This is a genomic window from Nonomuraea zeae (assembly GCF_005889725.1).
Taxonomy (GTDB): domain Bacteria; phylum Actinomycetota; class Actinomycetes; order Streptosporangiales; family Streptosporangiaceae; genus Nonomuraea; species Nonomuraea zeae.
In genome coordinates, this window is the sequence record NZ_VCKX01000008.1 from 45387 (window position 1) to 67464 (window position 22078).

General features: G+C 72.0%; 15 protein-coding genes. 7 read left to right on the forward strand and 8 right to left on the reverse strand.

Annotation, left to right across the window (positions count from 1 at the left end; translation table 11 throughout):
• Positions 1 to 11 precede the first annotated feature (11 nt).
• The 4 genes from ETD85_RS04325 to ETD85_RS04340 all read right to left on the reverse strand — a co-directional run bounded on the left by ETD85_RS04325 (position 12) and on the right by ETD85_RS04340 (position 6834).
• The gene (locus ETD85_RS04325) at positions 12 to 1460 is read right to left on the reverse strand and encodes an ABC transporter substrate-binding protein (RefSeq protein ID WP_138688273.1); all 1449 of its coding nucleotides are present in this window, start codon (positions 1458 to 1460) and stop codon (positions 12 to 14) included.
• A gap of 65 nt (positions 1461 to 1525) precedes the next feature.
• The gene (locus ETD85_RS04330; protein ID WP_138688274.1) at positions 1526 to 2350 is read right to left on the reverse strand and encodes a carbohydrate ABC transporter permease; all 825 of its coding nucleotides are present in this window, start codon (positions 2348 to 2350) and stop codon (positions 1526 to 1528) included.
• The gene (locus tag ETD85_RS04335; protein WP_240778950.1) at positions 2347 to 3237 is read right to left on the reverse strand and encodes a carbohydrate ABC transporter permease; all 891 of its coding nucleotides are present in this window, start codon (positions 3235 to 3237) and stop codon (positions 2347 to 2349) included. Before ETD85_RS04335 ends, ETD85_RS04330 begins: the two co-directional genes overlap by 4 nt.
• 171 nt (positions 3238 to 3408) lie before the next feature.
• Positions 3409 to 6834: a glycoside hydrolase family 78 protein gene (locus ETD85_RS04340; protein WP_138688276.1), complete on the reverse strand. Its 3426-nt coding sequence runs from the start codon at positions 6832 to 6834 to the stop codon at positions 3409 to 3411.
• A 169-nt stretch (positions 6835 to 7003) separates the two neighbouring features.
• Here ETD85_RS04340 and ETD85_RS04345 point away from each other — a divergent pair, with 169 nt between their 5' ends.
• Together ETD85_RS04345 and ETD85_RS04350 are read left to right on the forward strand one after the other, a co-directional pair.
• Positions 7004 to 8038, forward strand: coding sequence for a LacI family DNA-binding transcriptional regulator (locus ETD85_RS04345; protein ID WP_240778951.1), 1035 nt, complete (start codon positions 7004 to 7006; stop codon positions 8036 to 8038).
• Between the two features lie 92 nt (positions 8039 to 8130).
• Positions 8131 to 9798: a DUF5722 domain-containing protein gene (locus tag ETD85_RS04350; RefSeq protein WP_206058068.1), complete on the forward strand. Its 1668-nt coding sequence runs from the start codon at positions 8131 to 8133 to the stop codon at positions 9796 to 9798.
• 35 nt (positions 9799 to 9833) lie between these two features.
• On the opposite strand, the gene ETD85_RS04355 is transcribed toward ETD85_RS04350, so the two are convergent.
• Positions 9834 to 10607, reverse strand: coding sequence for an SCO6745 family protein (locus ETD85_RS04355; RefSeq protein WP_138688277.1), 774 nt, complete (start codon positions 10605 to 10607; stop codon positions 9834 to 9836).
• Between the two features lie 176 nt (positions 10608 to 10783).
• On the opposite strand from ETD85_RS04355, the gene ETD85_RS04360 reads away from it, so the two are divergent.
• Together ETD85_RS04360 and ETD85_RS04365 are read left to right on the forward strand one after the other, a co-directional pair.
• The gene (locus tag ETD85_RS04360; RefSeq protein ID WP_138688278.1) at positions 10784 to 12211 is read left to right on the forward strand and encodes a glycoside hydrolase family 28 protein; all 1428 of its coding nucleotides are present in this window, start codon (positions 10784 to 10786) and stop codon (positions 12209 to 12211) included.
• 179 nt (positions 12212 to 12390) lie between these two features.
• A complete protein-coding gene (locus ETD85_RS04365; RefSeq protein ID WP_170246491.1) occupies positions 12391 to 15288 on the forward strand; it encodes an AfsR/SARP family transcriptional regulator in 2898 nt (965 codons plus the stop codon).
• 175 nt (positions 15289 to 15463) lie between these two features.
• Here ETD85_RS04365 and ETD85_RS04370 read toward each other — a convergent pair whose 3' ends face one another.
• From ETD85_RS04370 to ETD85_RS04380, 3 genes are all read right to left on the reverse strand, one after another.
• On the reverse strand, positions 15464 to 16369 hold the full coding sequence (locus ETD85_RS04370) for a hypothetical protein (RefSeq protein WP_138688280.1): 906 nt from the start codon (positions 16367 to 16369) through the stop codon (positions 15464 to 15466).
• A 90-nt stretch (positions 16370 to 16459) separates the two neighbouring features.
• On the reverse strand, positions 16460 to 16819 hold the full coding sequence (locus ETD85_RS04375; RefSeq protein ID WP_206058069.1) for a nucleotidyltransferase domain-containing protein: 360 nt from the start codon (positions 16817 to 16819) through the stop codon (positions 16460 to 16462).
• Positions 16820 to 16857: 38 nt separating this feature from the next.
• Complete coding sequence (locus tag ETD85_RS04380; protein ID WP_206058070.1) at positions 16858 to 18819, reverse strand: oxidoreductase; 1962 nt, start codon at positions 18817 to 18819, stop codon at positions 16858 to 16860.
• A gap of 122 nt (positions 18820 to 18941) precedes the next feature.
• On the opposite strand from ETD85_RS04380, the gene aroQ reads away from it, so the two are divergent.
• Genes aroQ through ETD85_RS04395 form a run of 3 tightly spaced genes read left to right on the forward strand, consistent with a single transcriptional unit; the run spans position 18942 to position 22078 of the window.
• Positions 18942 to 19379 carry a type II 3-dehydroquinate dehydratase gene (gene aroQ / locus ETD85_RS04385; protein ID WP_138688282.1) on the forward strand — a complete coding sequence of 146 codons (438 nt, stop codon included), beginning with the start codon at positions 18942 to 18944 and terminating at the stop codon, positions 19377 to 19379.
• A complete protein-coding gene (locus ETD85_RS04390) occupies positions 19379 to 20224 on the forward strand; it encodes a shikimate dehydrogenase (RefSeq protein WP_138688283.1) in 846 nt (281 codons plus the stop codon). Before aroQ ends, ETD85_RS04390 begins: the two co-directional genes overlap by 1 nt.
• An 18-nt stretch (positions 20225 to 20242) precedes the next feature.
• Positions 20243 to 22078, forward strand: coding sequence for a bifunctional sugar phosphate isomerase/epimerase/4-hydroxyphenylpyruvate dioxygenase family protein (locus ETD85_RS04395; protein ID WP_138688284.1), 1836 nt, complete (start codon positions 20243 to 20245; stop codon positions 22076 to 22078).

Genomic DNA, 22078 nt, shown 5'->3' on the forward strand with positions numbered 1-22078 from the left:
CCCAACTCCTCCTACTTGGCCCAGTCCTCGTCGCCCCAGGCGTTCTTCTTGATCCCGGCCTCGATCCCGCGCTCCCACCACTTCGCCAGGTCGGCCAGCTCCTCCTCCAGCGAGCGCTCGCCGAGCAGGTAGCCGTCGAACACGTCGCGGAACGAGGTCCCCTCGGGGCCGCCCGGCAGGGCCGTCACCCGGTACGACTTGCCCCACTCGCCCGACAGGAGCCCGGCGGTCTCCGGCGAGGGCTCGACGCCCTGGATGGCGGGCAGGCCGCCGGTCGCGTCCAGCCACGGCTTGATCGCCGGCGAGCTCATGTACTGCAGGAACTTGATCGTGGCGGCGTACTTCTCGTCCTTGACCGTCGAGGGGATCATGTAGCTGGTGCCGCCGATCGATGCGCCGTACCTCGCCGGGACGTCGGTCGACAGCGGGGAGCTGGCCTTGGTGATCGTCGGGAACGGCATCGTGCCGAGCCCGAACTTCGCGTCCTTCTTCAGCGCCTCGACCGCGAAGTCGGTGCCCCACGACATGGCGGCCTTGCCGGAGACGAAGTCGCGGTAGCCGACCGTCGCGCCCCCGTCGGCCACGCCGGTCCAGTTGGGCGTGCCGCAGTCGAAGAACTCCTTGTAGAGCTTGAGTGACTCGGCCACCTCGGGCGTCTTGGTGGTGAGCTCGCCCTGCTTGATCGCCTTGCTGATCGACTTCTCCGTCACGGTCGGCGCCTGGCCGGGCTTGCCGGTAGCGTCGAACTGGTTCCACTTGTCGTAGTACTTGTCGATGAGCTGGGTGCTGATCGACTCCCACGTCCAGCCCGGGGCCAGGCCGCCCTTGTCGAGGGCGATGGGGTCGAAGCCGGCGTCCTTCAGCTTCGTGCAGGCGGTCCTGAAGTCCGCCCAGGTGGCGGGCGGCTGGTCGATGCCCGCCTTGGTGAAGGCGTCCTTGTTGTAGAACAGGCCGATCGCGACCAGGTTGAACGGGATGTACTCCAGCTTCCCGCTCTCCTTGCTGAGCGCCTTGGAGACGTCCGGGCCGAAATACTCCTTCTTGAACACGTCGAGCCAGCGCTGGTTGCCCGGCACGTACGGGTTGGGCTTCTGCAGCTCGGCGTCGAGCGCGTGCACCTCGTGCGCCTTGTGCGGCGGCTGGTTGAAGACCAGCTCGGGCGCGGTGCCGGCGGCGAGCTGGGTGGTGATCGTCTGGGAGAAGCCGTCGAGGGGGAGCACCTGGGTCTTCACCTCGATGCCGGGCTCGCGCTTCTCGAAGGAGTCGACGAGCGCCTCCCAGGCGGGGCCGAAGCTGCTGCCGCTGGCGTTCCACTGGTTCGGCCCGGCCAGCGTGATCGTGACCTTGCCGTCGGTCCCCGATTCAGCCTTGTCGCCGGTGCCCAACAGGCCGCAGCCGCTGCCTGTGAGCGCGAGCAGCACGGCTGAGGCCGCGAGCCCGCTCTTGGGGGGTGTTCTCATGGGAGCCGGTCCTTTCTATTGATACGTTTCAATCACGTCGTACGCCTCGGCGAAGGGGAGCGAGCTCACTTGCCGGAGACGATGCCGCCCTGGATCCCGGCCAGGAACCACTTGGACAGGAACGTGAACAGGATCAGCAGCGGCAGGCTGGCCAGCGCGTAGCCGGCGAACAGCGGGCCCCACTGCTGCACGTTCTGGTTGGCGAAGAAGGCCAGGCCGGCGGGGATCGTGCGGAACTCGTCGGTCTGCACGGTGAGCAGCGGCCAGAAGTAGTCGTTCCAGACGCCGAGCACGGTCATCAGCGCCACCGTGCCGATGACCGGACGCGCGAGCGGCAGCATCAGGGCGGCGAACACGCGGATCCCGCCGGCGCCGTCCACCCGCGCCGCCTCGAAGATCTCCTCCGGGATCTGCGCCATGTACGTGCGCATGATGACGATCCCGAAGACCGTGTTCGCGGTGACGTGCGGGACGATCAGCACCAGGCGGCTGTCGAGGATGCCCAGGTCCCGCATCAGCACGAACAGCGGGATCAGGCTGGTGACGGACGGCACCATGAGCAGCGCCGCGACCAGCCCGAACAGCGCGTTGCGGCCGGGGAAGCGGTAGCGGGCGAAGACGTACGCCGCCGCCGGGGCCAGCAGCAGCGTGCCCGCGATGGCCAGCGCCGCCACCACGAACGAGGTGAACAGGTACGGGCTGACCTGCTCCCAGGCCACCGCGTAGTTGCCCAGGTGGATCGGCCAGGCCGGCGACCAGTAGCTGGTGAAGAACTGCTCGTTGTCCTTGACCGACGCCGCCACCATGAACAGGTAGGGGAACAGCCCGACGAACGCCAGGACCGACAGCGCGGCGCCGGCCACCAGGTTGGTTCTGCGCGTACGGCTCATGCCTCCGCCTTCCTGCCGAGCACCAGCGCGAGGACGCTCACCCCGAGCGTCAGCGCGAACAGCACGGTGCCGAGGGTCGCCGCGTATCCCCAGCTCGTGTCCACGAAGGCGGCGTCGAGCATGCGCAGCACGGGCACCTGAGTGGCGTTGTCGGGGCCGCCCTTGGTCATGATGTGCGCCTGCATGCCGTACTGGAGCACCGAGATCACCGCCAGCACGAACAGCAGCTTGACGTCGCGCAGCATCATCGGCAGGTCGATGCTCCAGAAGCGGCGCAGCCGGCCGGCGCCGTCGACCTCGGCGGCCTGGTAGATCTCGGCCGGCACGTTCTGCAGCGCCGAGAGGAAGACCAGGAACGGCAGGCTGGCCACCCAGGGGAAGCCGATCGTCATGAGCGCGACGAGCGCGGTGTCGGGGTCGCCGATCCAGTTGCCCGCCAGGCCGTCCAGGCCCACCGCGCGCAGCAGGCTGTTGATGACGCCGTCGCGCGGGTCGTACATGAACTGCCAGAGCAGCACGTTGACCACGGCCGGGAAGGCCAGCGGGAGGATGAGCAGCGTACGGAAGACGAAGCGCAGCCGCTCGCTGGACAGCGACATGACCAGCTCGGCGGCCAGCAGGGGGAAGACCCACATGAGCGTGACGGCCCAGACGAAGATGATCCCGATGTTGCGGAAGGAGGACCACCACAGGTCGTCGCCGAGCATCGTGCGGTAGTTCTCCAGCCCGGTGAAGGGGGAGTCGAAGCCGGGCCGCCACTCGAAGAGCGAGTGGATCATGCCGTTCAGTGCGGGGTAGTACGCGAACGCCGCGAGCAACGCAAACGTGGGGAGGAGGACGAGGTAGACGCCCCACGGAACCCGGCGGCGCACCTTTCTGCTGGTCACGATGGAACTGCCTTTCGCCTTGCCGTGCGCTGTCCCGATTTAAACGTTTCAGCCACGTTTCGAGTCTCGCTATGCCGGGATATTTGTGTCAATAGCCTGGGATAACGGTTTGTTCACCGCGACGGCCGAATCTCGACATTTCGGGACTTATAGGGCTATCGCGGTGAAACGTTAAAACGTGCGGAACGCGTACGAGCCGGACCCGACCCGGTACACAGCGCCCCCGCGACCCGCGCGACCGCCGCCGTCCCCGGGACCTACGCCATCTCCGCGACCTTCGCCGTCCTCGCGACCTTCGCCGGACTCGCCGATCGGGCTGTGGCCCTCACTGGCGTCGGCGAGCCGGTCGAAGGTCACCCCTTCCGCCTCCGACGCGGGCCGGCCGCCCTCGGTGACCCGCTCGGGCGGCGCCGGCAGGTGCACCTCGGCGCGGGTGTTGGGCGGCACGACCACGTCGAGGGCGAACTCCGCGCCCTCCTGCCGCCAGGCGATCTCCACCCGGCCGTGCGGGGTCCGGTGCGCGGTGGTCGCCCACGTGATCCCGCCACCGGGGCGCGGGCGCACGACGATGTCGGCGTAGCCGGGCGAGCCCGGCGCGAGCCCGCCGACCGTCCGGTACATCCAGTCGCCGACGGCGCCGTAGGCGTAGTGGTTGAAGGAGTTCATGCCCGGGTCCTGCAGCCCCCGGTGGTGGCTCCAGGAGTCCCATCGCTCCCACATGGTCGTCGCGTCCCCGTGCACGACCGGGTAGAGCCAGGACGGGAACGTGTCCTGCGTCAGCAGCCGGTAGGCCACGTCCAGCCGCCCGGTCGAGGTGAGCGCGTCCAGCAGGTACGGCGTGCCGAGGAATCCGGTCGACAGGTGACCGCCGCGCGCCTCGATGTCGCCGGCCAGCCGCGCGGCGGCCCTCGGCAGCTCGTGCTCCTCCAGCAGCCCGGCCGCGATGGCCAGCACGTAGGCGGTCTGGGTGCCGCTCGCCACCACGCCGGGCCCTTCGACGAAGGCCGCACGGAACGCCTTGCGCACCCGCCCGTACAGCTCCAGAAGCTCGCGCTCGTCCCCGTCGCGGCCGAGCGCGGCGGCGAGGCTCGCGAGCTGCCGGGCGGACAGCGCGAAGATCGCGGTGCCGACGAGCCGCTTGGGGGTCTCGGCGCCGATCGACAGCCAGTCGCCGAACCCCTCCTCGGGGAAGACCCCGCACTCGGAACGCCGCTCCAGGTAGCCGAGCCAGCGGCGCATCGGCTCGAAGCAGGCCGCGGCGACGCCGGTGTCGCCGCGCAGCCGGTGCAGCGTCCACGGCAGCATCACCAGCGCGTCACCCCAGCCGGGCGAGCCCGCCTCCTTGGGGTTGGGCGACAGGCCGCGCCCCGACAGCACGTCGGGCGCCACGTGCGTGACCGCGCCGTCGTCGCCCTGCGCGTCCACCACGTCGGCCAGCCAGCTCCGCAGGAACGCGGCGGCGTCGTAGTTGAACAGCGCCGTGGGCGCGAACGCCCAGATGTCGCCGGTCCAGCCGAGCCGCTCGTCGCGCTGCGGGCAGTCGGTGGGGATCGCCAGGAAGTTGCCCCGCTGCCCCCACACGATGTTGCGCTGCAGCCGGACGAGCCGCTCGTCGGAGCAGGCGAACTCGCCGGCCGGCTCCATGGCGGCGTAGGCGACCCGGGCTGTGATCGACTCGGGAGCCCCATGCAGCCCCGACACCTCGACGTAGCGGAACCCGTGGAAGGTGAACCGCGGCTCGAACGTCTCGGTCTCGAACGCCGCCGCCCCGCCTTCGTGCGGGCCGGGTGTCCCTGTTCCTTCGTGCGGGCCGGACGTACCTGTTCCTTCGTGCGGGCCGGACGTACCTCTTCCTTCGTGCGGGCCGGGCACGTGGGCGCGGGGGAGGAACTCGTCCGTGGCCCTGGCCGAACGCAGGTTCGCCAGGTGCAGCTCGCCCTCGTGGTCCAGCACCTCGGCGTGGCGCAGCACGACGGGCCGATCGCGGCTCGCGCGGCCGGTCAGCCGGACCCACCCCACCACGTTCTGGCCGAAGTCCGCGAGCCACACGCCGGGCCGCCGCTCCCACACGGCCACCGGCGCCAGCTCCTCGTGCACCCGGATCGGCGGGGCGACGGCCGAGGTCAGGCGGCCGCCGGGCGGGCTCACGGGCACCGCGGCCGCCCACCCCGAGTCGTCGAACCCGGGCGCCGTCCAGCCGGAGGGCTCGGCGGCCAGGTCCTGGCGCTCGCCGTTCTGCAGGTCGGCGTAGCGGATCGCGCCCGACCCCGCCCGCCACTCCGGGTCGGTGCACACCCTGGTCACGGTGCCGTCGTCGTGCAGGATCTCCAGCTCGGCGCGAAAGGCCAGTCGCCTGCCGTACTGGAAGGGGCCGAACCAGCTGATGTTGCCCGCGTACCAGCCGTCGGCGAGGATCGCGCCGAGCGCGTTGCGCCCTTCCGACACCAGCGCCGTCACGTCGTAGGTCTGGTACGTGACGCGGTGGCGGTAGTCGGTCCAGCCGGGCGCGAGGTGGTCGGCGCCCACCCGGACCCCGTTCAGATGCGTCTCGTAGACGCCGAGCGCGGTCGCGTACAGCCTGGCCCTGCGCACCGGCGATGGCACGTCGAACTCGCGCCGCAGGTAGGGGCTGGGCCGGTCGCCGATCGCCGCGCGGCCGTGCGGCGGGTCGCCGTGCAGCCCGGTCTCCTCCGCCAGCGCCCACCCGGAGTCGTCGAACCCCGGCCGCTCGAACCCGGCGGCCGGGTCGTCACTGGTCCGCCACCGGCCGCTCGACGTCACGGTCACCGCGGTCTCCCCGGCCACCGGCACGAGCTGCGGCAGCACCGGCCGGCCCTCGACGACGACCTCCAGCCGCACGCACAGCCCCGACCCGCCGGACCTGATCGCCAGCACGTTCTCGCCGGGGCCCACCAGGTCGCCCGCGTCGGCGACGAATGCCCCGTCCCGTGTCTCACCCGGCACCGGCACTCCGTTGAGATGCACCTCGACGCCGGACCCGCCGCCGATCACCAGCCACGCCGACAACGGCCGCGCGCCGCCCGGCACGGCGAACCGGGTACGGAACGCCCCCGTCGCCGACGCGGACGGCCCGAGCCGGTCGGCCACCCAGATGCGCGGCACGTTGTCCAACGACGGCAACCGCTGCGACCCCGGCACCGCCGGCGTGCCGATCCAGTCCGCCGTCCAGCCGGTGGCGTCGATCAGCCCGGTCTCGAACCAGTGCGCCGGGCTCCACCCCGACCAGGCGCCGCTCTCGTCGGCCACCCGCACCCGCCACTGGTAGCGGGTCCGCGGGCGCAGCTCCGCGCCGGCGTACGGGATGTCGTACGTAGCGGCCGAGGTCACGACGCCACTGTCCCAGACCCGTCCCGCGCCCACGCTCTCGTCAGCGTTCTCGTCTGCGTTCTCGTCGACGGGGCCGCCGACGGGGTCGTCAACGGGGTCGCACTCCCGTGCCACCACCAGCCGGTACGCACTCTGCGCCCGCCCACGCCCGGCCCCGGCGAGCCGCCACGAGAACGCCGGGGCGCCCGTGTCCAGGCCCAGCGGCTCGGCCAGTCCGTCCACCCGCAGATCGGTCACGGCCAGATTCATGAGTGACCTCCAGATATTGAAACATTTCAATCGAAGGCACCGTAAGCAACGCGAGGTCTCTCCGTCAATGCTCCGCCGACCGGCCGTCGTGGGGACGTCACTTCTCTGAAACATTTCAACAGATAGACTGGTGACCCACCTACCGTGTGATCAGAAGGGCTGTCCGCCGGTGATCGACATCCACAAGCCGGGCGAGCGCCGTCGGCTCAGCATGGTCGACGTCGCGGCCCATGCGGGCGTGTCCGTGGGCACGGTCTCCAACGTGCTCAACCGGCCCGAGCTGGTCGCGGAGCGGACGCTGCGCCGGGTCAGGGCCTCGATCAAGGCGCTCGGCTTCGTGCCCAGCGCGCCCGCCCGGCAGCTGCGCGGCGGCTCCGGCCGCTCGGTGGGCGTCATGGTGCGCGACATCGGCAACCCGTTCTTCTCCGAGGTGCTGCCCGGCATCGAGACCCGGCTGTCGCAGGAGGAGCTGCTGCTGGTGCTGTGCAGCTCCAGCGACTCGATCGAGAAGGAGGCCTACTACCTCCAGATCCTCGAGCAGCACCGCGTGCCCGGCATCCTCATCACGCCCGCGGGGCAGGACATCTCCCACCTGGTGGAGCTGCGCAGGCGCGGGATCGGCATGGTGCTGCTCGACCGGCCCGACCCCGACTCGCAGCTCTGCGCGGTCGCGGTCGACAACGTCAGGGGCGGCGAGCTGGCCGGCGCGCACCTGCTCTCGCTCGGCCACCGGCGCATCGGCTTCTTCAACGGGCCGTCGATCGTGCGGCAGTGCGCCGACCGCAGGGAAGGGCTGATCAAGGCGGTCCGCGCGGCCGGGCTCGACCCGGCCGAGGTGATCACCGAGATCACCCTGCCCGCGCTGACCCCCCGGGAGGGCGAGGCCGCGCTGGAGCGGCTGCCCGGCAAGCACCGGCCGACGGCGCTGTTCTGCGTCAACGACACCGTGGCGCTGGGCGCGCTGCGCGGGCTGGAGCAGCGCGGCGTCCGGGTTCCGCACGACATGGCGGTCATGGGCTACGACGACGTCGAGTTCGCGGCGCTGCTGTCGCCGTCGCTCACCTCGGTCCGCCAGCCGAAGCATCAGCTCGGCCAGGCGGCGGCCGAGCTGCTGCTGACCGACGCCAGGGGCGACGCGAGCCACTGGCATCAGGAGATCGTCTTCCAGCCCGAGCTGGTGGTCAGGGCCTCGACGACCGCCTAGACACGTTTCAACGGCAAGCTGCCCAGATAACTGGGGGTTGCCCGGTGCCCGTTCCCGGGTCATTGTTGAGACGTTTAAATTCAGGAGGTCTCATGCGCTGGGTCGTCCATCTCGCCGTCTTCCTCTTACTCCTCGCCGGCCAGCTCGCCGCCGGACCCGCACAGGCCGCACAAGCCGCGCGTGTACAAGCCAGGCCCGCACAAACCGCACAGGCCGCGCCCGCACAGGCCGGGCCCGCGCAAGCTAGGCCCGCACGAGCCGCGCCCGCGCAGGCCGCTGCCGCGCTCCCGTACCCGACTCGATCCGACTACCGCATCAAGGGCCTGCAGCCCGACTTCTGGCCGGACAAGAACGAGATCGCCGGCAACAACACCGGCGGCGTCGCCATGAACCTCATCTGGGCCGACTGGGAGCCCAGCGTGAAGACGCCGCCCTGCGCGGCGGGCGCCCAGGAGTTCGGCGGACGCTGCTACACGGTCAGCTCCGCCGTCGACGCCGCGATCAAGGACTGGACGAGCCGCGGCCTCGTCGTCACCGCCGTCGTCTACGGCACCCCCGCCTGGGCCAGGCAGGGCCGCGTCTGCACACCGGCCGCCCCCGGGTTCGAGCTGTTCTGCGTGCCGAACGACCCCGCCGAGTACGGACGCTTCGCCGGCATGCTCGCCCAGCGCTACGACGGGCAGCACGGCAACGGCCGCATCGCCGACTTCGTCATCATGAACGAGGTGAACAGCAACGCCTGGTTCGACATCGGCTGCGGCCAGGGCACGGCGTGCGACACCACGGCCTGGCTGAACACGATCGCCTCCGTCTACAACGCCGCCTACGACGCGATCATCGCGCAGCAGTCCACGGCCAAGGTGCTGACCTCGCTCGACCACTACTTCGGCACGGCCTACGACCAGCCCGCGAGCTCCGAGGCCAAGCTGTCGGGCATGACCGTGCTCCGCGGCCTCGCCGCCCGCGCCGGCGGCCGGGCCTGGCGGGTGGCCTACCACCCGTACCCGCCGAACCTGCTGGCGCCCGCGTTCTCCGCCGACGACTTCCCGCGGGTCACCTACGGCAACCTCGGTGTCCTGCTGGGCTGGCTGCGGCAGCAGTTCCCGAGCACGCCGTCGGCCTGGCAGGTGCAGCTCACCGAGAGCGGGGTCAACTCGCTGTCGCCGTCGTCGGAGTCCGCCCAGTCCTCCCAGCTGTGCAACTCCTTCCGCAACGTGCTCGGCACGCCGGGCATCGAGAGCTACATCTGGCACCGCATGTCCGACCATCCCGACGAGACGGCCGCCGGGCTGGGCGTGGGCCTGCGGCGGGCCGACGGGTCCGCCAAGCCGGCCTGGGCCACCTGGGCACTGGCGAACCGGAACGACCTGTCGCCGCCACAGCTGTCGTGCGGCTTCGAGGACCTGCCCCACACCCGGCTCCGCCGCGGCTACAACGCGAGCAAGGGGCACGTGGCCAGCTCCCGCCTGCTGCCGGCCGGCTTCACCCAGGAGCGCACCTGGCGGCTGCTGCGCAACCAGGCCGCCGGCACGGTGCCGCTCTACGAATGCAAGGTCGGCGCCCACACCCTGCTCACGCGTGACCCCGGCTGCGAGGGCCAGTTCGCGATGGGCCCGGTCGGGCACGTCCACACCACGCAGGTCTCCGGCTCGGTCCCGCTCTACCGCTGCCGCGCGGCGAGCGGCGACCACCTCGTCACCGACAACGCCAACTGCGAGGGCCTGATCTACGAGCAACTGCTGGGCTACGCGCTGCCCTGATCCCGTCAGCTCCCGTCAGCTCCCGTCAGCTCCTGTCACTTCAGGTCGGTGCCGGCGGCGAGGCTCTGGCGATGTCGCCGGTGAGCCTCGCCGACCTGGCCCAGGAGATCGACCAGGTCGGCGCGTTCGGCGGGGGTCAGGGCGGCGTACGGCGCGGCGGCGAGCTGGTCGGTGAGCCTCCGCGCTCCCACCAGAGCGGCCGCGGAGCCCGGTGGCAGGGCGGGCCAGGGCAGGCGCCAGCCGTTGGCCTCGGCCTTGCCCACCCCGGGGCCGGCCAGGATGGTCGTCAGCGGAGTGAGCCCATGGGCCAGGACGGCGGTCAGGTGGCAGCCGCCTCGGTGCTCGCGCAGACGCAGCAGCGCCAGCCCCGCACGTGCTGCCGGGTCGCCGTCCTGGACGACATGGGCGCGCCAGGCGGCGAACAGCGGCAGCCCGGCCGGCTCCGCCGCCGCCACGACCATCTCGGCCAGGCCGGCCAGCCGCTCCAGCCCCGGCAGCCCGCCGTAGACGGTGCGGGCCCAGCGCGCGCACTCCTCGACGTCGGCCCGCACGATGGCGGCGAGCGGGAGCGCGGCCCTGGCCGCGTCCCACGAGTCGTGTACGAGATCGGGCGCAAAAAATCCGCAGGCGGCGGCGACGACCTCGGGCCCGACCTCGCCGAGCACCCCGGCCCGGCCGCCGAAGTAGAACGGCCAGCGGGAGAGCCCGAGTTGCCGCCCGCGGGCCCGGTAGAGCGGGTCATGGCCGAACGCCGCCCCCGCTTCGGTCACGACGTCCTTGGTGTGCCGGACCACGTCGTCAGGCGTCATGCGGACGCCACCCCCCGCCAGATGCACGGCAGTGCCTCATGGGGACATCCTGCCGCAGCCGAGGCGATCAGCAACCGATTGCAGCTTGTTTCCAGGCCATATGTCGGGAATACGGCTAGATCACTGCAAGGGGTCGACATATCATCCGGGATGTTCCGAGCGGGTTGGGAGCCCTCATGCTGAGCCGCCGCAACGCCATGCGCGCCATGACCATGTCCGCCTTGACCATGTCCGCCTTCGCCGTCCCGTCGCTCGCCCCCGAAATCGCACACGCACTGACCGGAGACGATCCGTGGGCGCGGGCCGACCGCGTCGCGGCGCGGGTGCGCGGGCCGAAGTTCCCGCGCCGCCGGTTCGACATCAGGAGGTTCGGCGCCGTCGGGGACGGCGTGACGGACTGCACGGCGGCCATCCGCTCCGCGATCAGGGCGTGTCACGAGGCGGGCGGCGGGCACGTGGACGTGCCGGAAGGACGGTTCGCGACCGGCGCCGTCCACCTGCTGAGCAACGTGGACCTGCACGTCGCCGCCGGTGCCCGGCTGCTGTTCAGCACCGACCCGAAGGCGTACCTGCCGCTGGTGCTGACCAGGTTCGAGGGTGTCGAGCTGTACAACTACTCGCCGCTGATCTACGCCTACGGGCAGCGGAACATCGCGGTGACCGGGCAGGGCGTGCTCGACGGGCAGGCGGACAACGATCACTGGTGGCCGTGGAAGGGCTCGGACAGCTACGGCTGGGAGCCCGGCGAGCCGCGCCAGGCGGAGGCCAGGGCCGCGCTCTTCGCCCAGGCCGAGCAGGGGGTGCCGGTCGAGCGGCGGGCGTACGGGGAGGGCGGCTACCTGCGCCCGTCCTTCGTCCAGCCCTACCGGTGCCGCGACGTGCTGATCGAGGGCGTCACCATCGTCAACTCGCCGATGTGGGAGATCCATCCCACCCTCTCGGAGAACGTGCTCGTGCAGAACGTCACGGTCGAGACGCACGGCCCGAACAACGACGGCTGCAACCCGGAGTCCAGCCGGATGGTGGTGATCCGCGGCTGCACGTTCGACACCGGGGACGACTGCATCGCGATCAAGTCGGGTCGCAACGCCGACGGACGCCGGGTGAACGTGCCCAGCGAGTACATCCTCGTCGAGGGCTGCACCTTCCGCGACGGGCACGGCGGCATGACGATCGGCAGCGAGATGTCCGGCGGCGTGCGCGAGGTCTTCATCAGGGACTGCGCGATGTCCAGCCCCGACCTCGACATCGCGCTGCGGTTCAAGACGAACTCCGTGCGCGGCGGCTTCATCGAGGGCTTCCACGCGAGGAACCTGGAGATCGGCCAGGTCGGCGGCTCGGTCATCGACGTCGACTTCTCCTACGAGGAGGGGCCGGGGCACGGCTTCAACCCGGAGGTGGGCGGGATCGACGTGCGGGACGTGACCGTACGGACCGCCAGGCGGGCGCTCAACCTGCGCGGTTACGCCGACGCGCCGATCCGCGAGGTCAGGCTGACCGACGTGGACTTCGGCACGACCGCGGAGCCGAGCGTGGTGCAGCACGTCGAGAGCCTGGTGCTGGAGAACGTCCTGGCCAACGGCGTGCCGCTGGTCGTGCCCTGACCGGCGTGCCGATCGCGCTCGCCGAGGGGATTCGTCCGATAGTCCGGGCATTGCCGGATGTGCGTCCCCTATGATGCATCACCTGATCAGGTAACGCCTTCGCGAGCGGGATGCGGTTCTCGCCGATTCGCGGCAGGCGACAGTCCGCGGAGGAGACGAGCGCGTCGCCGTGTTGCCCGATGAGTGACCCTGAGCTGCGATTCTCCGTGCTGGGCCCGGTACGCGCGTGGCGGGGAGAGTCGGAGCTGGAGCTCGGCTCACCCCAGCAGCGGCTGGTCCTGGCGGTCCTGCTGCTGGCCAGGGGCCGGGTGGTGGGCCACGAGCACCTGCTCGACGCCCTCTGGGGAGAGGATCCGCCCCGCACCGCCACCAGCACCCTGCGCACGTACGTCTCCCGCCTGCGAGCCGTGCTCGGCGCGGACGCGGTCGTCTCGGCCGGCAACGGGTACGCCCTGCCCACCGGAGCCTGCGACCTCGCGGTCCTGGACGAGCTGTCACGCGAGCACAGCTATGCCGCGGCACTCGCGCTCTGGCAGGGCGAGCCGCTCGCCGGGCTGGCCGGCGGCTACGCGCACGCGCAGCGGACCCACCTCGCGGAGCGGCGGCTGGCCCTGCTGGAGCGCAGGCTCGCCGAGGACGTCGAGGAGGGCAGGCACGCGGAGGTCGTCGCCGAGCTCACCGTGCTCTGCGCCGAGCACCCGACCAGGGAACGCCTCGCGGGCCTGCTGATGCTGGCGCTGTACCGGTCAGGCCGGCAGGCGGAGGCGATCGGGGTGTTCACCGACACCCGTGATCTGCTGGCCGAGCAGCTCGGCATCGACCCGTCCCCGGACCTGGCCGAGCTCCACCGCAGGATCATCACGGCGGACCCCGGGCTGGAGGCGGAGCCGGAGCAGGGCGGGGCCACGGCCGGGCAGCCGGTGCCGCGCCAGCTCCCCGCCGACATGACGGACTTCACCGGCAGGGAGCCGGACATCGAGCAGGTGCTGCGGGCGCTGCGCTCGGGGAACGGATCGGCGCTCGTCATCTCGGCCGTGGCGGGCGCGGGGGGCATGGGCAAGACCACCCTGGCCGTCCACGTGGCGCACCGGCTCGCCCCCGGCTACCCCGACGGCCAGCTCTTCGTGGACCTCCAGGGGGCGGGGCCGCACCCGCTGGCGCCGGAGGCCGTGCTGGGCGCGTTCCTGCGCTCCCTGGGCGTGGACGTCACGGCCGTCTCCGAGGATCTGGGCGAACGGGCCGCCCTGTACCGGTCGGTGCTGGCGGAGCGGCGGGTGCTGGTGCTGCTGGACAACGCGGCGAGCGCGGTGCAGGTGCGCCCGCTGCTCCCGGGGGCCGCCGGCTGCGCGGTGCTGGTGACCAGCCGGGCGCGGCTGGCCGGGCTCTCCGGCGCGCACCACCTCGACCTGCGGGCCATGCATCCGGACGAGGCGCTGGCGCTGCTGGCCAAGGTGGTGGGCGAGGAGCGGGTGGCGGCCGAGCGGGAGGCGGCGTACGACCTGATGAGGGCGTGCGCGTACCTGCCGCTGGCGATCAGGATCGTGGCCTCGCGGCTCGCCGCGCGGCCGGGCTGGAGCCTGGCCAGGATGCGCGACCGGATGGCCGACGAGCGCCGCCGGCTGGCCGAGCTGCGGGTGGACGACCTGGCCGTGGAGGCGACGTTCGCCCTCGGGTACGACCAGCTCGACGCGGCGAACGCGGCGGCGTTCCGGCTGCTGTCGGTCCCGAACGCGCCCGACCTGTCGTCGTCGGTGGCGGCGGCCGTGCTGGACGTGGACGAGGAGGAGGCCGAGGAGCTCTGCGAGGCTCTTGTCAACGTGCACATGATGGAGCCGTCCGCGCCCGGCCGCTACCGCCACCACGACCTGCTGAAGATCTTCGCCAGGTGCCGGCTGGAGGACGAGGACGACGAGAAGGTCCGGCGGGCGGCTCTCGACCGGCTGCTCGGCTGCTACCGCGGCGCGATGGCGGCGATCTACCGCATGATGTACCCGGGCGACCCGATGTTCGACGCGGTCAGGACGGCCCGCCCGGAGCCGTCGTTCGCGGATCTCGACGCCGGGCTCGACTGGGGGCAGGCCGAGGAGCAGGGCATGCTCGCCTGCCTGCACCAGGTCGCCGAGACGCCGGGCGGGGCGCTGCACGACGCGGTGTCGCTGATCGACATGATGTCCCAGATCTTCGACTTCGAGTCGGACACCACCGGCTACGAGCACGCGGCCGACCGGCTCGTCGAGACCGCGGCCCGTGCCGGGGACCTGGCCGCCGAGGTGTACGCCCGGCGCAAGCGCGGCGAGATCCTCTACGCCCGCAAGGCGACCGAGGAGGCGATCGAGGAGGCCCGGGTCGTACGAAGCCTCAGCTCCGCCGGCGACTTCGCGGTGGATCACGCCTACGCGGTCAACCTGCTCGCCATGATCGCCCACGACAAGCGGTCGTACGACGAGGCGATCGCGATGTACAACGAGGCGATCGGCGTCTGGCGCGCACTCGGCCACCGCTCGTCCGAGGCCGTCGTGCTGGGCAACCTGGCGCTCGTGCTGGGCGAGGCCGGCCGGGGCGACGCGGCGGTGGAGGTCGCGGAGCTGGCCGTGGGCATCACGCGCGAGCTGGGCGGCGGCCGGCCGAACCCGCAGATCCTCTACCAGCTGGCGGTCGCGCTGGACGCGTCCGGCCGCCACGAGGAGGCGCTCGCCCGTTTCGTGGAGGGCCGCAAGGAGTTCCGGCGGCTCAAGCAGTACACCTGGGAAGGGCTCACCCTCCGCAGGATGGCCGAGACCTACCTCGTCACGGGCCGCCCGGACCACGCCGCCGACCACGCCGAGGCGGCCCTGGCCATCCTGACGGAGGCGGACCAGGTGTGGATCCGCGGCAAGGTGCTCACCGTGCTCGGGCGGGCGCTCGCCGAGCTCGGCCGGTGCAGCCGGGCCAGGGCCTGCCTCACCGAGGCTCTGGCGATCCTGGGGCGGCAGGACCTCCCCGACGCGGACGACGTACGGGCCCTGCTGGCGGAGGAGCCGCCGGACCTGCCCGTGACCGGCGCCACGAGCAGCCCCCGCGGCGCCACCTCGGCCTAAGGACTTCCCCAGCGACACCAACCCGCTGCTCGTCTGCTGAGCCCCGCCGCGACCCACCCCTGTCCGTGATTACGGCTCCGTCCACAGGACGGAGCCGTAATGCGGCCGACGGCACGTGCGGCGTATCTCGCCCGGCCATCGGCAGGGCGCCCGTCCCCGGCGCGGTACGCGGGCTCTAGTCGGCAGCGAGATCGCCGCAGGTGTAGCCCTCCTCCCGCTCGGGGTCGAGCTGGAGGGCGGAGAGGTTGGTCGTCTCCATGGGCCGGCGGAAGGTCTCGAGCTTGTCGCAGTCGTAGAAGATGTACGTGCCGTCGCTCTCGCCGAGCAGCATCATCCAGCGGCCGTCGTAGAGCGGCTTGTCGTCCTCGGCGTTCTTGATGATGGTCCACTGGTCCTGGAAGCCGACGAACGAGAGCAGTTCGTTGGCCTGGCCGGTCTCCCGCACCTCGACGGCGCCCTGGACCATCGCCAGGATCAGCAGGAAGCCCAGGCCGATGCTGGTGAGGGCGCTGACCAGGACCTTCGTCGCGGCGCGCCCGACCGGCCGGCGGCGCATCAGCCGCAACGGGACCAGGAACGTCAGCACGCCGAGCCCCACCGCGATGACGACCATGATGAACAGATCGGGGCTGCCGAAGATGACGAACAGTCCCCGGTACGTCGCGCCGCACCACAACGCGGCGAGCAGGGCGGCGAGCCACGGCCGCCGCCGGATGGCTCCGACCAGCCGGCCGAGCGCGCCGCCGGTCAGCTTGTCGGCCACCCAGCACAGCCCGACGATGAGGCCGAGCGTGGGCAGGATGACCAGCAGCATCAGGATCAGGGTGCCCATGAGCCGGCCCAGGAGGACGGACTGGTCGACGCCGGCCTGCTGCGGGTTGATGCCGAACACGCCGTACATCTCGGAGACGCCGAGATAGAGCACCGCATAGAGCGTCACGCCGATGGGGACGATGACGGAACTGATGCGTTCGAGCAGCGCGAGCACGCTGCCTCTGTCTTCTCCGTCCTCCGGGGAGGGGTCGCGCTCGGTGCGCGGGGATATATCGGTGCGTTCTTCCGCAACCTGTTGACTGGACATGGCGCACGAAGATAGGGCCCGGATGTTGACAGATCATTGACGGAAAGTAGACGCGCCCTGTCCGCCACCGCGCGGGGCCCGTCGCGAGGGTCAGAAGTGGGTCGCGATCCCGAAGACGCGGCGCAGCCGCGCCATGTCGTGCCGGTCACGGTCCGACGGCTGATAGCCCTGGTGGAAGTGGACCTGCTGCGCGGCCGACAGGCACGGGACGCTCGCGCCCTCGATGGTGCCGGAGACGAAGCAGGAGGCGGGATAGGCGAACGGGCGCTGCGGCTCCGGCGCGGCCTGCTCCGCCGACCCGTCGGCGGCGAAGACCAGCGGATGCAGGTCGATCTCCCGCCCGTCCGGCGCGGTGACGACGAACCGCACGGGCCGCCAGTCCAGCGTCTCCACGAAACCCTCGCGGGACAGGGCCGCCAGCACGGCCGCCTCCTGGTCCTGCCGGTGCATCAGGTCCCGTCCGGCGTCGTCTGGCTCAAGTGCACAGGTCAGAACGTAGCGGCCGGGCCCCCGGCGGGCAACGCGCCGCCGGCCAGGGCTTCGGCGATCGAGCGGGTCACCGCTTCGGCCGTGACGAAGCAGTCGTACAGGGAGCCGCCGCCGCCGGCGTCCCCGACGACGTACACCCCGAGCCGGGGCTCCCTGGCCCGGCAGGCGGCGAGCAGGCCGGTCCGTGGGACGACGCCCTGCGACACCAGCAGCGGGCCGGACGCCGGCACCCACTCCTCGCGGCCGCCGGTGCGGACGAGCAGCCGGTCGGGCTCGACGGCGACGACCGCCGACTCCAGGAGGACGCGTACCTCCGGGTTCGCCAGCAGCCGGGGCACCGACAGGATCTTGGCGCGGCGGCCCACGTCGGGAGCGAGCTCGGGCTGGGCGCCGATGAGCAGCACGCGGGAGCCGTCGCTCGCGAGCCGGCCGGCGACGGCGACGCCCTCGCGGTCGGCACCCCAGACGACGCAGCTTGCAGGAGCGGGCTCGCCGCGGGCGAGCCAGTCCCGTACGTCGATGACGTGCGGGAGCCCGATGCCGGGCAGGTCGGGACGGTGGCACTCGCCGCCCGTGGCCAGGACGAGGGCGTCCACGTCGTGCCGGGACAGGGTTTCCCCGGCCACCGGGGTGCCCGTGCTGACGGTGACGCCGAGCCGGTCCAGCTCCGCGGCGCACCATTCCAGGATGCGGCGGTACTCGGGATGGTCGTGCAGGCCGGCGGCCAGAGCGAACCGGCCGCCCACGTGCTCCGCGCGCTCCAGCACCCGCACGCGGTGGCCGTGCCCGGCCAGGAGCCGCGCCGTCTCCAGGCCGGCCGGGCCCGCGCCGATCACCAGCACCGACGCCTTCTCGGCCGGCGCGCCCGGCGGGCCGAGATGCTCGCGGCCCGCCTGCGGGTTGACTGAACAGGGGATGGGCTCGCCGCTGCCGAGCCGGTCGATGCAGTAGTTGCAGGCGATGCAGGGCCGGTACGGCTCGCCGGCGAGCACGCGACGCGGGAAGTCGGGGTCGGCGTGCAGCGTGCGGGCCATGGAGACGAAGTCGGCCCGGCCGCCGGCCACGATCGCCTCGGCGCTCTCCGGGGTGCTGATCCGCCCGGCGACGCCGACCGGCAGGCCCAGCGCGCGGTAGGGCTCGGCGTACGGCGCGAGCAGGCCGCGCTCCCACTCGCCCGGCTGGATGATCCACTGCCCGGCCTCGTAGGAGCCCGCGGAGACGTCGAGGAAGTCCAGCAGGTCCAGCCGGGCGCCGGAGATCAGCTCGAAGGTGCGCTCCGCGCTCAGCCCGCCGTCGAATCCCTCGAAGGCGGAGATCCTGAGGCCGACCGCCACGTCCCGTCCGGCCCGCTCCCGCACCGCCTCGACGACCAGGTCGAGGAAGCGGGCCGGGTCGGCGAACTCGTCGGTGCGCAGGTTGCGGGCCGGTGACAGGAACTGGTGCACCAGGTAGCCGTGCGCGCCGTGGATGGAGAGCACGTCCACGCCCGCCTCGCGGCAGCGTCCGGCGGCCGCGCCGTACGCCTCGACCAGGTCGTACACCTCCTCGGTCGCCAGCTCCAGCGGCAGCTCGCCGCCGGCTGGCAGGCACGGGACGGGGGAGGGCGCGACCGGCCGGAAGCCGCTGACCGCGCCCTGGGCGGTCCGGCCGCCGTGATTGAGCTCCACGCCGAACAGCGCGCCCTCGGCGCGGACGGCGGCGGCGAGCCGGGCCAGCCCGGGGATGCGCGCGTCGGTGTCCACGCCCATCTGGCGCAGCCGGCCCTTGCCGTCGCCCCGGACGTAGCTCGCCTCGGAGAACACCAGGGCGGCGCCGCCGCGCGCCCGCCGGCTCAGATAGGCGACGTAGCGATCGGTGACGGTGCCGTCGATCTCGCAGTAGTTGCGCTCCATCGGGGCGGAGACCAGGCGGTTGCGCAGGCGTGCGGGTCCCAGGGTCAAGGGGGAGCCGATCGCCGTCACGGGGACTCCGTTCATAGGGTACGAACTAGATAGTCCATAAAGTTCCGCGAGTACGCTCGCAAAGTCAAGAGGGTCTTACGACGTCTAGCCACCTAACTCACTAGTACGTACATTAGGGAATCATGTCGCGCGTACTGGTCCTGAACGGGCCCAACCTCAACCTCCTCGGCCGCCGCGAGCCGCACCTGTACGGGGGCGCCACGCTGGCGGACGTCGAAGCGCTCTGTTATGACACCGCCGCGGCCCACGGGCTGACGGCGGACTGCCGGCAGAGCAACCACGAAGGCGTGCTGATCGACGCCATCCACGAGCCGGGCTGGTCCGCGATCGTGATCAACGCCGGCGGCTACACGCACACCTCCGTGGCCCTGCGCGACGCCCTGGCCGCCGTGGCGCTGCCGACGATCGAGGTGCACCTGACCAACATCCACCGGCGTGAGTCCTACCGGCACCGGTCGTACGTGTCGGAGGTCGCCGACGTCGTGATCTGCGGCGCGGGCGCCCAGGGGTACGCGCTGGCGCTCACGCATCTTTCGCACCTGCTGGAAAGGAAAGACTGATGGCCTCGTTCCTGGTGGGGTTGATCGGCGCGGGCATCGGCCCTTCCTTGAGCCCGCCGCTGCACGAGCAGGAGGCCGCCCACCACGGGCTGCACTACGTCTACCGGCTGCTCGACACCGACCGGCTGGGGCTCGACGTGGGCGACCTGGTCCGCACGGCCCGCCGGTTCGGCTTCGACGGCCTGAACATCACCCATCCGTGCAAGCAGAGCGTCATCCCGCACCTGGACGAGCTGTCGCCGGACGCCCGCATGCTCGGCGCGGTCAACACGGTCGTCTTCGACGGCGATCGGGCCGTGGGCCACAACACCGACTGGACGGGGTTCGCCGAGTCGTTCGCCCGCGCCCTGCCCGACGCGCCCACGCATCGGGTCGTGCAGCTCGGCGCGGGCGGCGCGGGGGCCGCGGTCGCGCACGCGCTGCTCACCCTGGGCGCCGACCTGGTCACCGTCGTCGACGCGGACCCTGCGCGAGCCCGCGCCCTGGCCGGCGAGCTGGCCGGCCGCTTCGGCGCGGGACGCGCCCGCCACGCGCTCCAGGCCGAGCTGCCCGCGCTCCTCGCCGCGGCGGACGGCCTGATGCACGCCACCCCGACCGGGATGGCCCACCATCCGGGGCTGCCGCTGCCCGCCGAGCTGCTGCATCCGGGCCTGTGGGTGGCCGACATCGTGTACCGGCCGCTGGAGACCGAGCTGCTGCGGCACGCGCGGGCGCTCGGCTGCCGGACGCTGGACGGCGGCGGCATGGTCGTCTTCCAGGCCGTGCACGCCTTCCGGCTGTTCACCGGCCGGGAGCCGGACGCCGAGCGGATGCTCGCCCACCTGACCGATCTCGTCGCCGTCTGACCTCTGAAGGAGCATGCGATGCGCAAGTCCATCGCCACCGTGTCGGTGAGCGGCACGCTGACCGAGAAGCTGGCGGCCATCGCCGCCGCCGGATTCGACGGAGTGGAGATCTTCGAGAACGACCTGCTGGCCTGCCCGCTGCCCCCCGAGGCGATCCGGGCCCGCGCCGCCGACCTGGGCCTGTCGATCGACCTCTACCAGCCCTTCCGCGACTTCGAGTCGGTGCCCGCCGACCTGCTGGCGCGGAATCTGCGCCGGGCCGAGCACAAGTTCCGGCTGATGGAGCGCCTCGGCGCGGACCTGCTGCTGGTCTGCTCCAACGTCTCGCCGGGCGCGATCGGCGGCGACGACCTGGCCGCCGAGCAGTTGCGGCTGCTGGCCGAGCTGGCCGCCGGGCACGGGATCCGCATCGCGTACGAGGCGCTGGCCTGGGGCCGGCACGTCAACGAGTATCTGCACGCCTGGCGGGTGGTGCGCATGGCCGATCACCCGAACCTGGGCGTGTGCCTGGACAGCTTCCACATCCTCTCGCGCGGCTCCGACCCGATCGGCATCGAGGCCATCCCCGGCGAGAAGATCTTCTTCCTGCAGCTCGCGGACGCCCCGCTGCTGGCCATGGACGTGCTCCAGTGGAGCCGTCACTACCGCTGCTTCCCCGGCCAGGGCAACTTCGACGTGTCGGGGCTGGTCGGCCACACGCTCAACGCCGGGTACGCGGGCCCGCTGTCTCTGGAGGTGTTCAACGACCACTTCCGGCAGGCCGACACCAGGCGCACGGCGCGGGACGGCATGCGCTCGCTCATCGCCCTGGAGGACACGCTGGGGGACCCGGCGGCGGCCCGGCTGGGAAGCCCGCCAGGAGGCGCCGCGCGCGGATTCGCGCATCCGGCCATCCCGTCCGGGTTCGCCTTCGCCGAGCTGGCGGGCACCGGCTCGCCGGGCGGCGGCACGTCGGGCACGGGCTCGTCAGGCACCGGATCGACGGGCGGCGGCTCGCTCGGCGGGGTGCTGGCCGCGCTCGGCTTCGCGCGTACCGGGACGCATCCCACGAAACCGGTCGAGCTGTGGGAGCAGGGCGGCGCGCGGCTGCTGCTGAACGCCACGGGCGAGGCTCCCGCGCTGGTCGCGATCGGCCTGGACAGCCCCGATCCGGCCGGCGCGGTCAAGCACGCCGAGTCGCTGCTGTCGCCGGTGCTGCCGCGCGAGCGGGCGCCGGAGGAGGCCCGGCTGGACGCCGTCGCCGCGCCGGACGGCACCGAGATCTTCTTCTGCGACGGCTCGTGGCTGTCCGACTTCGCGCCGGAGGCGCCGGTCCCCGGGAAGATCACCGGCATCGACCACGTGGCGCTCACGCAGCCGTGGCACTACTTCGACGAGGGGGAGCTGTTCTACCGGACCGTGCTCGGGCTGAGCCCGCAGGGCAGCCTGGAGCTGCCCGACCCGTACGGGCTGCTGCGCAGCAAGGCCATGTCGGCCCCCGGCGGCGCCGTGCGCATGGTGCTGAACATCGCGCAGGTCGGCGCGGGCGACATCCCCTGGCAGCACGTCGCGCTGGCGTGCGACGACCTCGTCGCGGTGGCCCGCAGGCTGCGTACGGAGCACCCCGAGCTGCTCCTGCCGATCCCCGGGAACTACTACGACGACCTGGACGCCCGTTACGAGGTCGATCCCGAGCTGCGCGACCTCGGCGTGCTCTACGACCGGGACGAGCGCGGAGGCGAGTTCCTGCACCTGTACACCGTCACCGTGGGACGGGTCTTCTTCGAGATCGTCCAGCGGATCGGCGGATACGACGGGTACGGCGCCGCCAATGCGCCCATCCGCCTCGCCGTACAGCATTCCGGCGGTAACTAG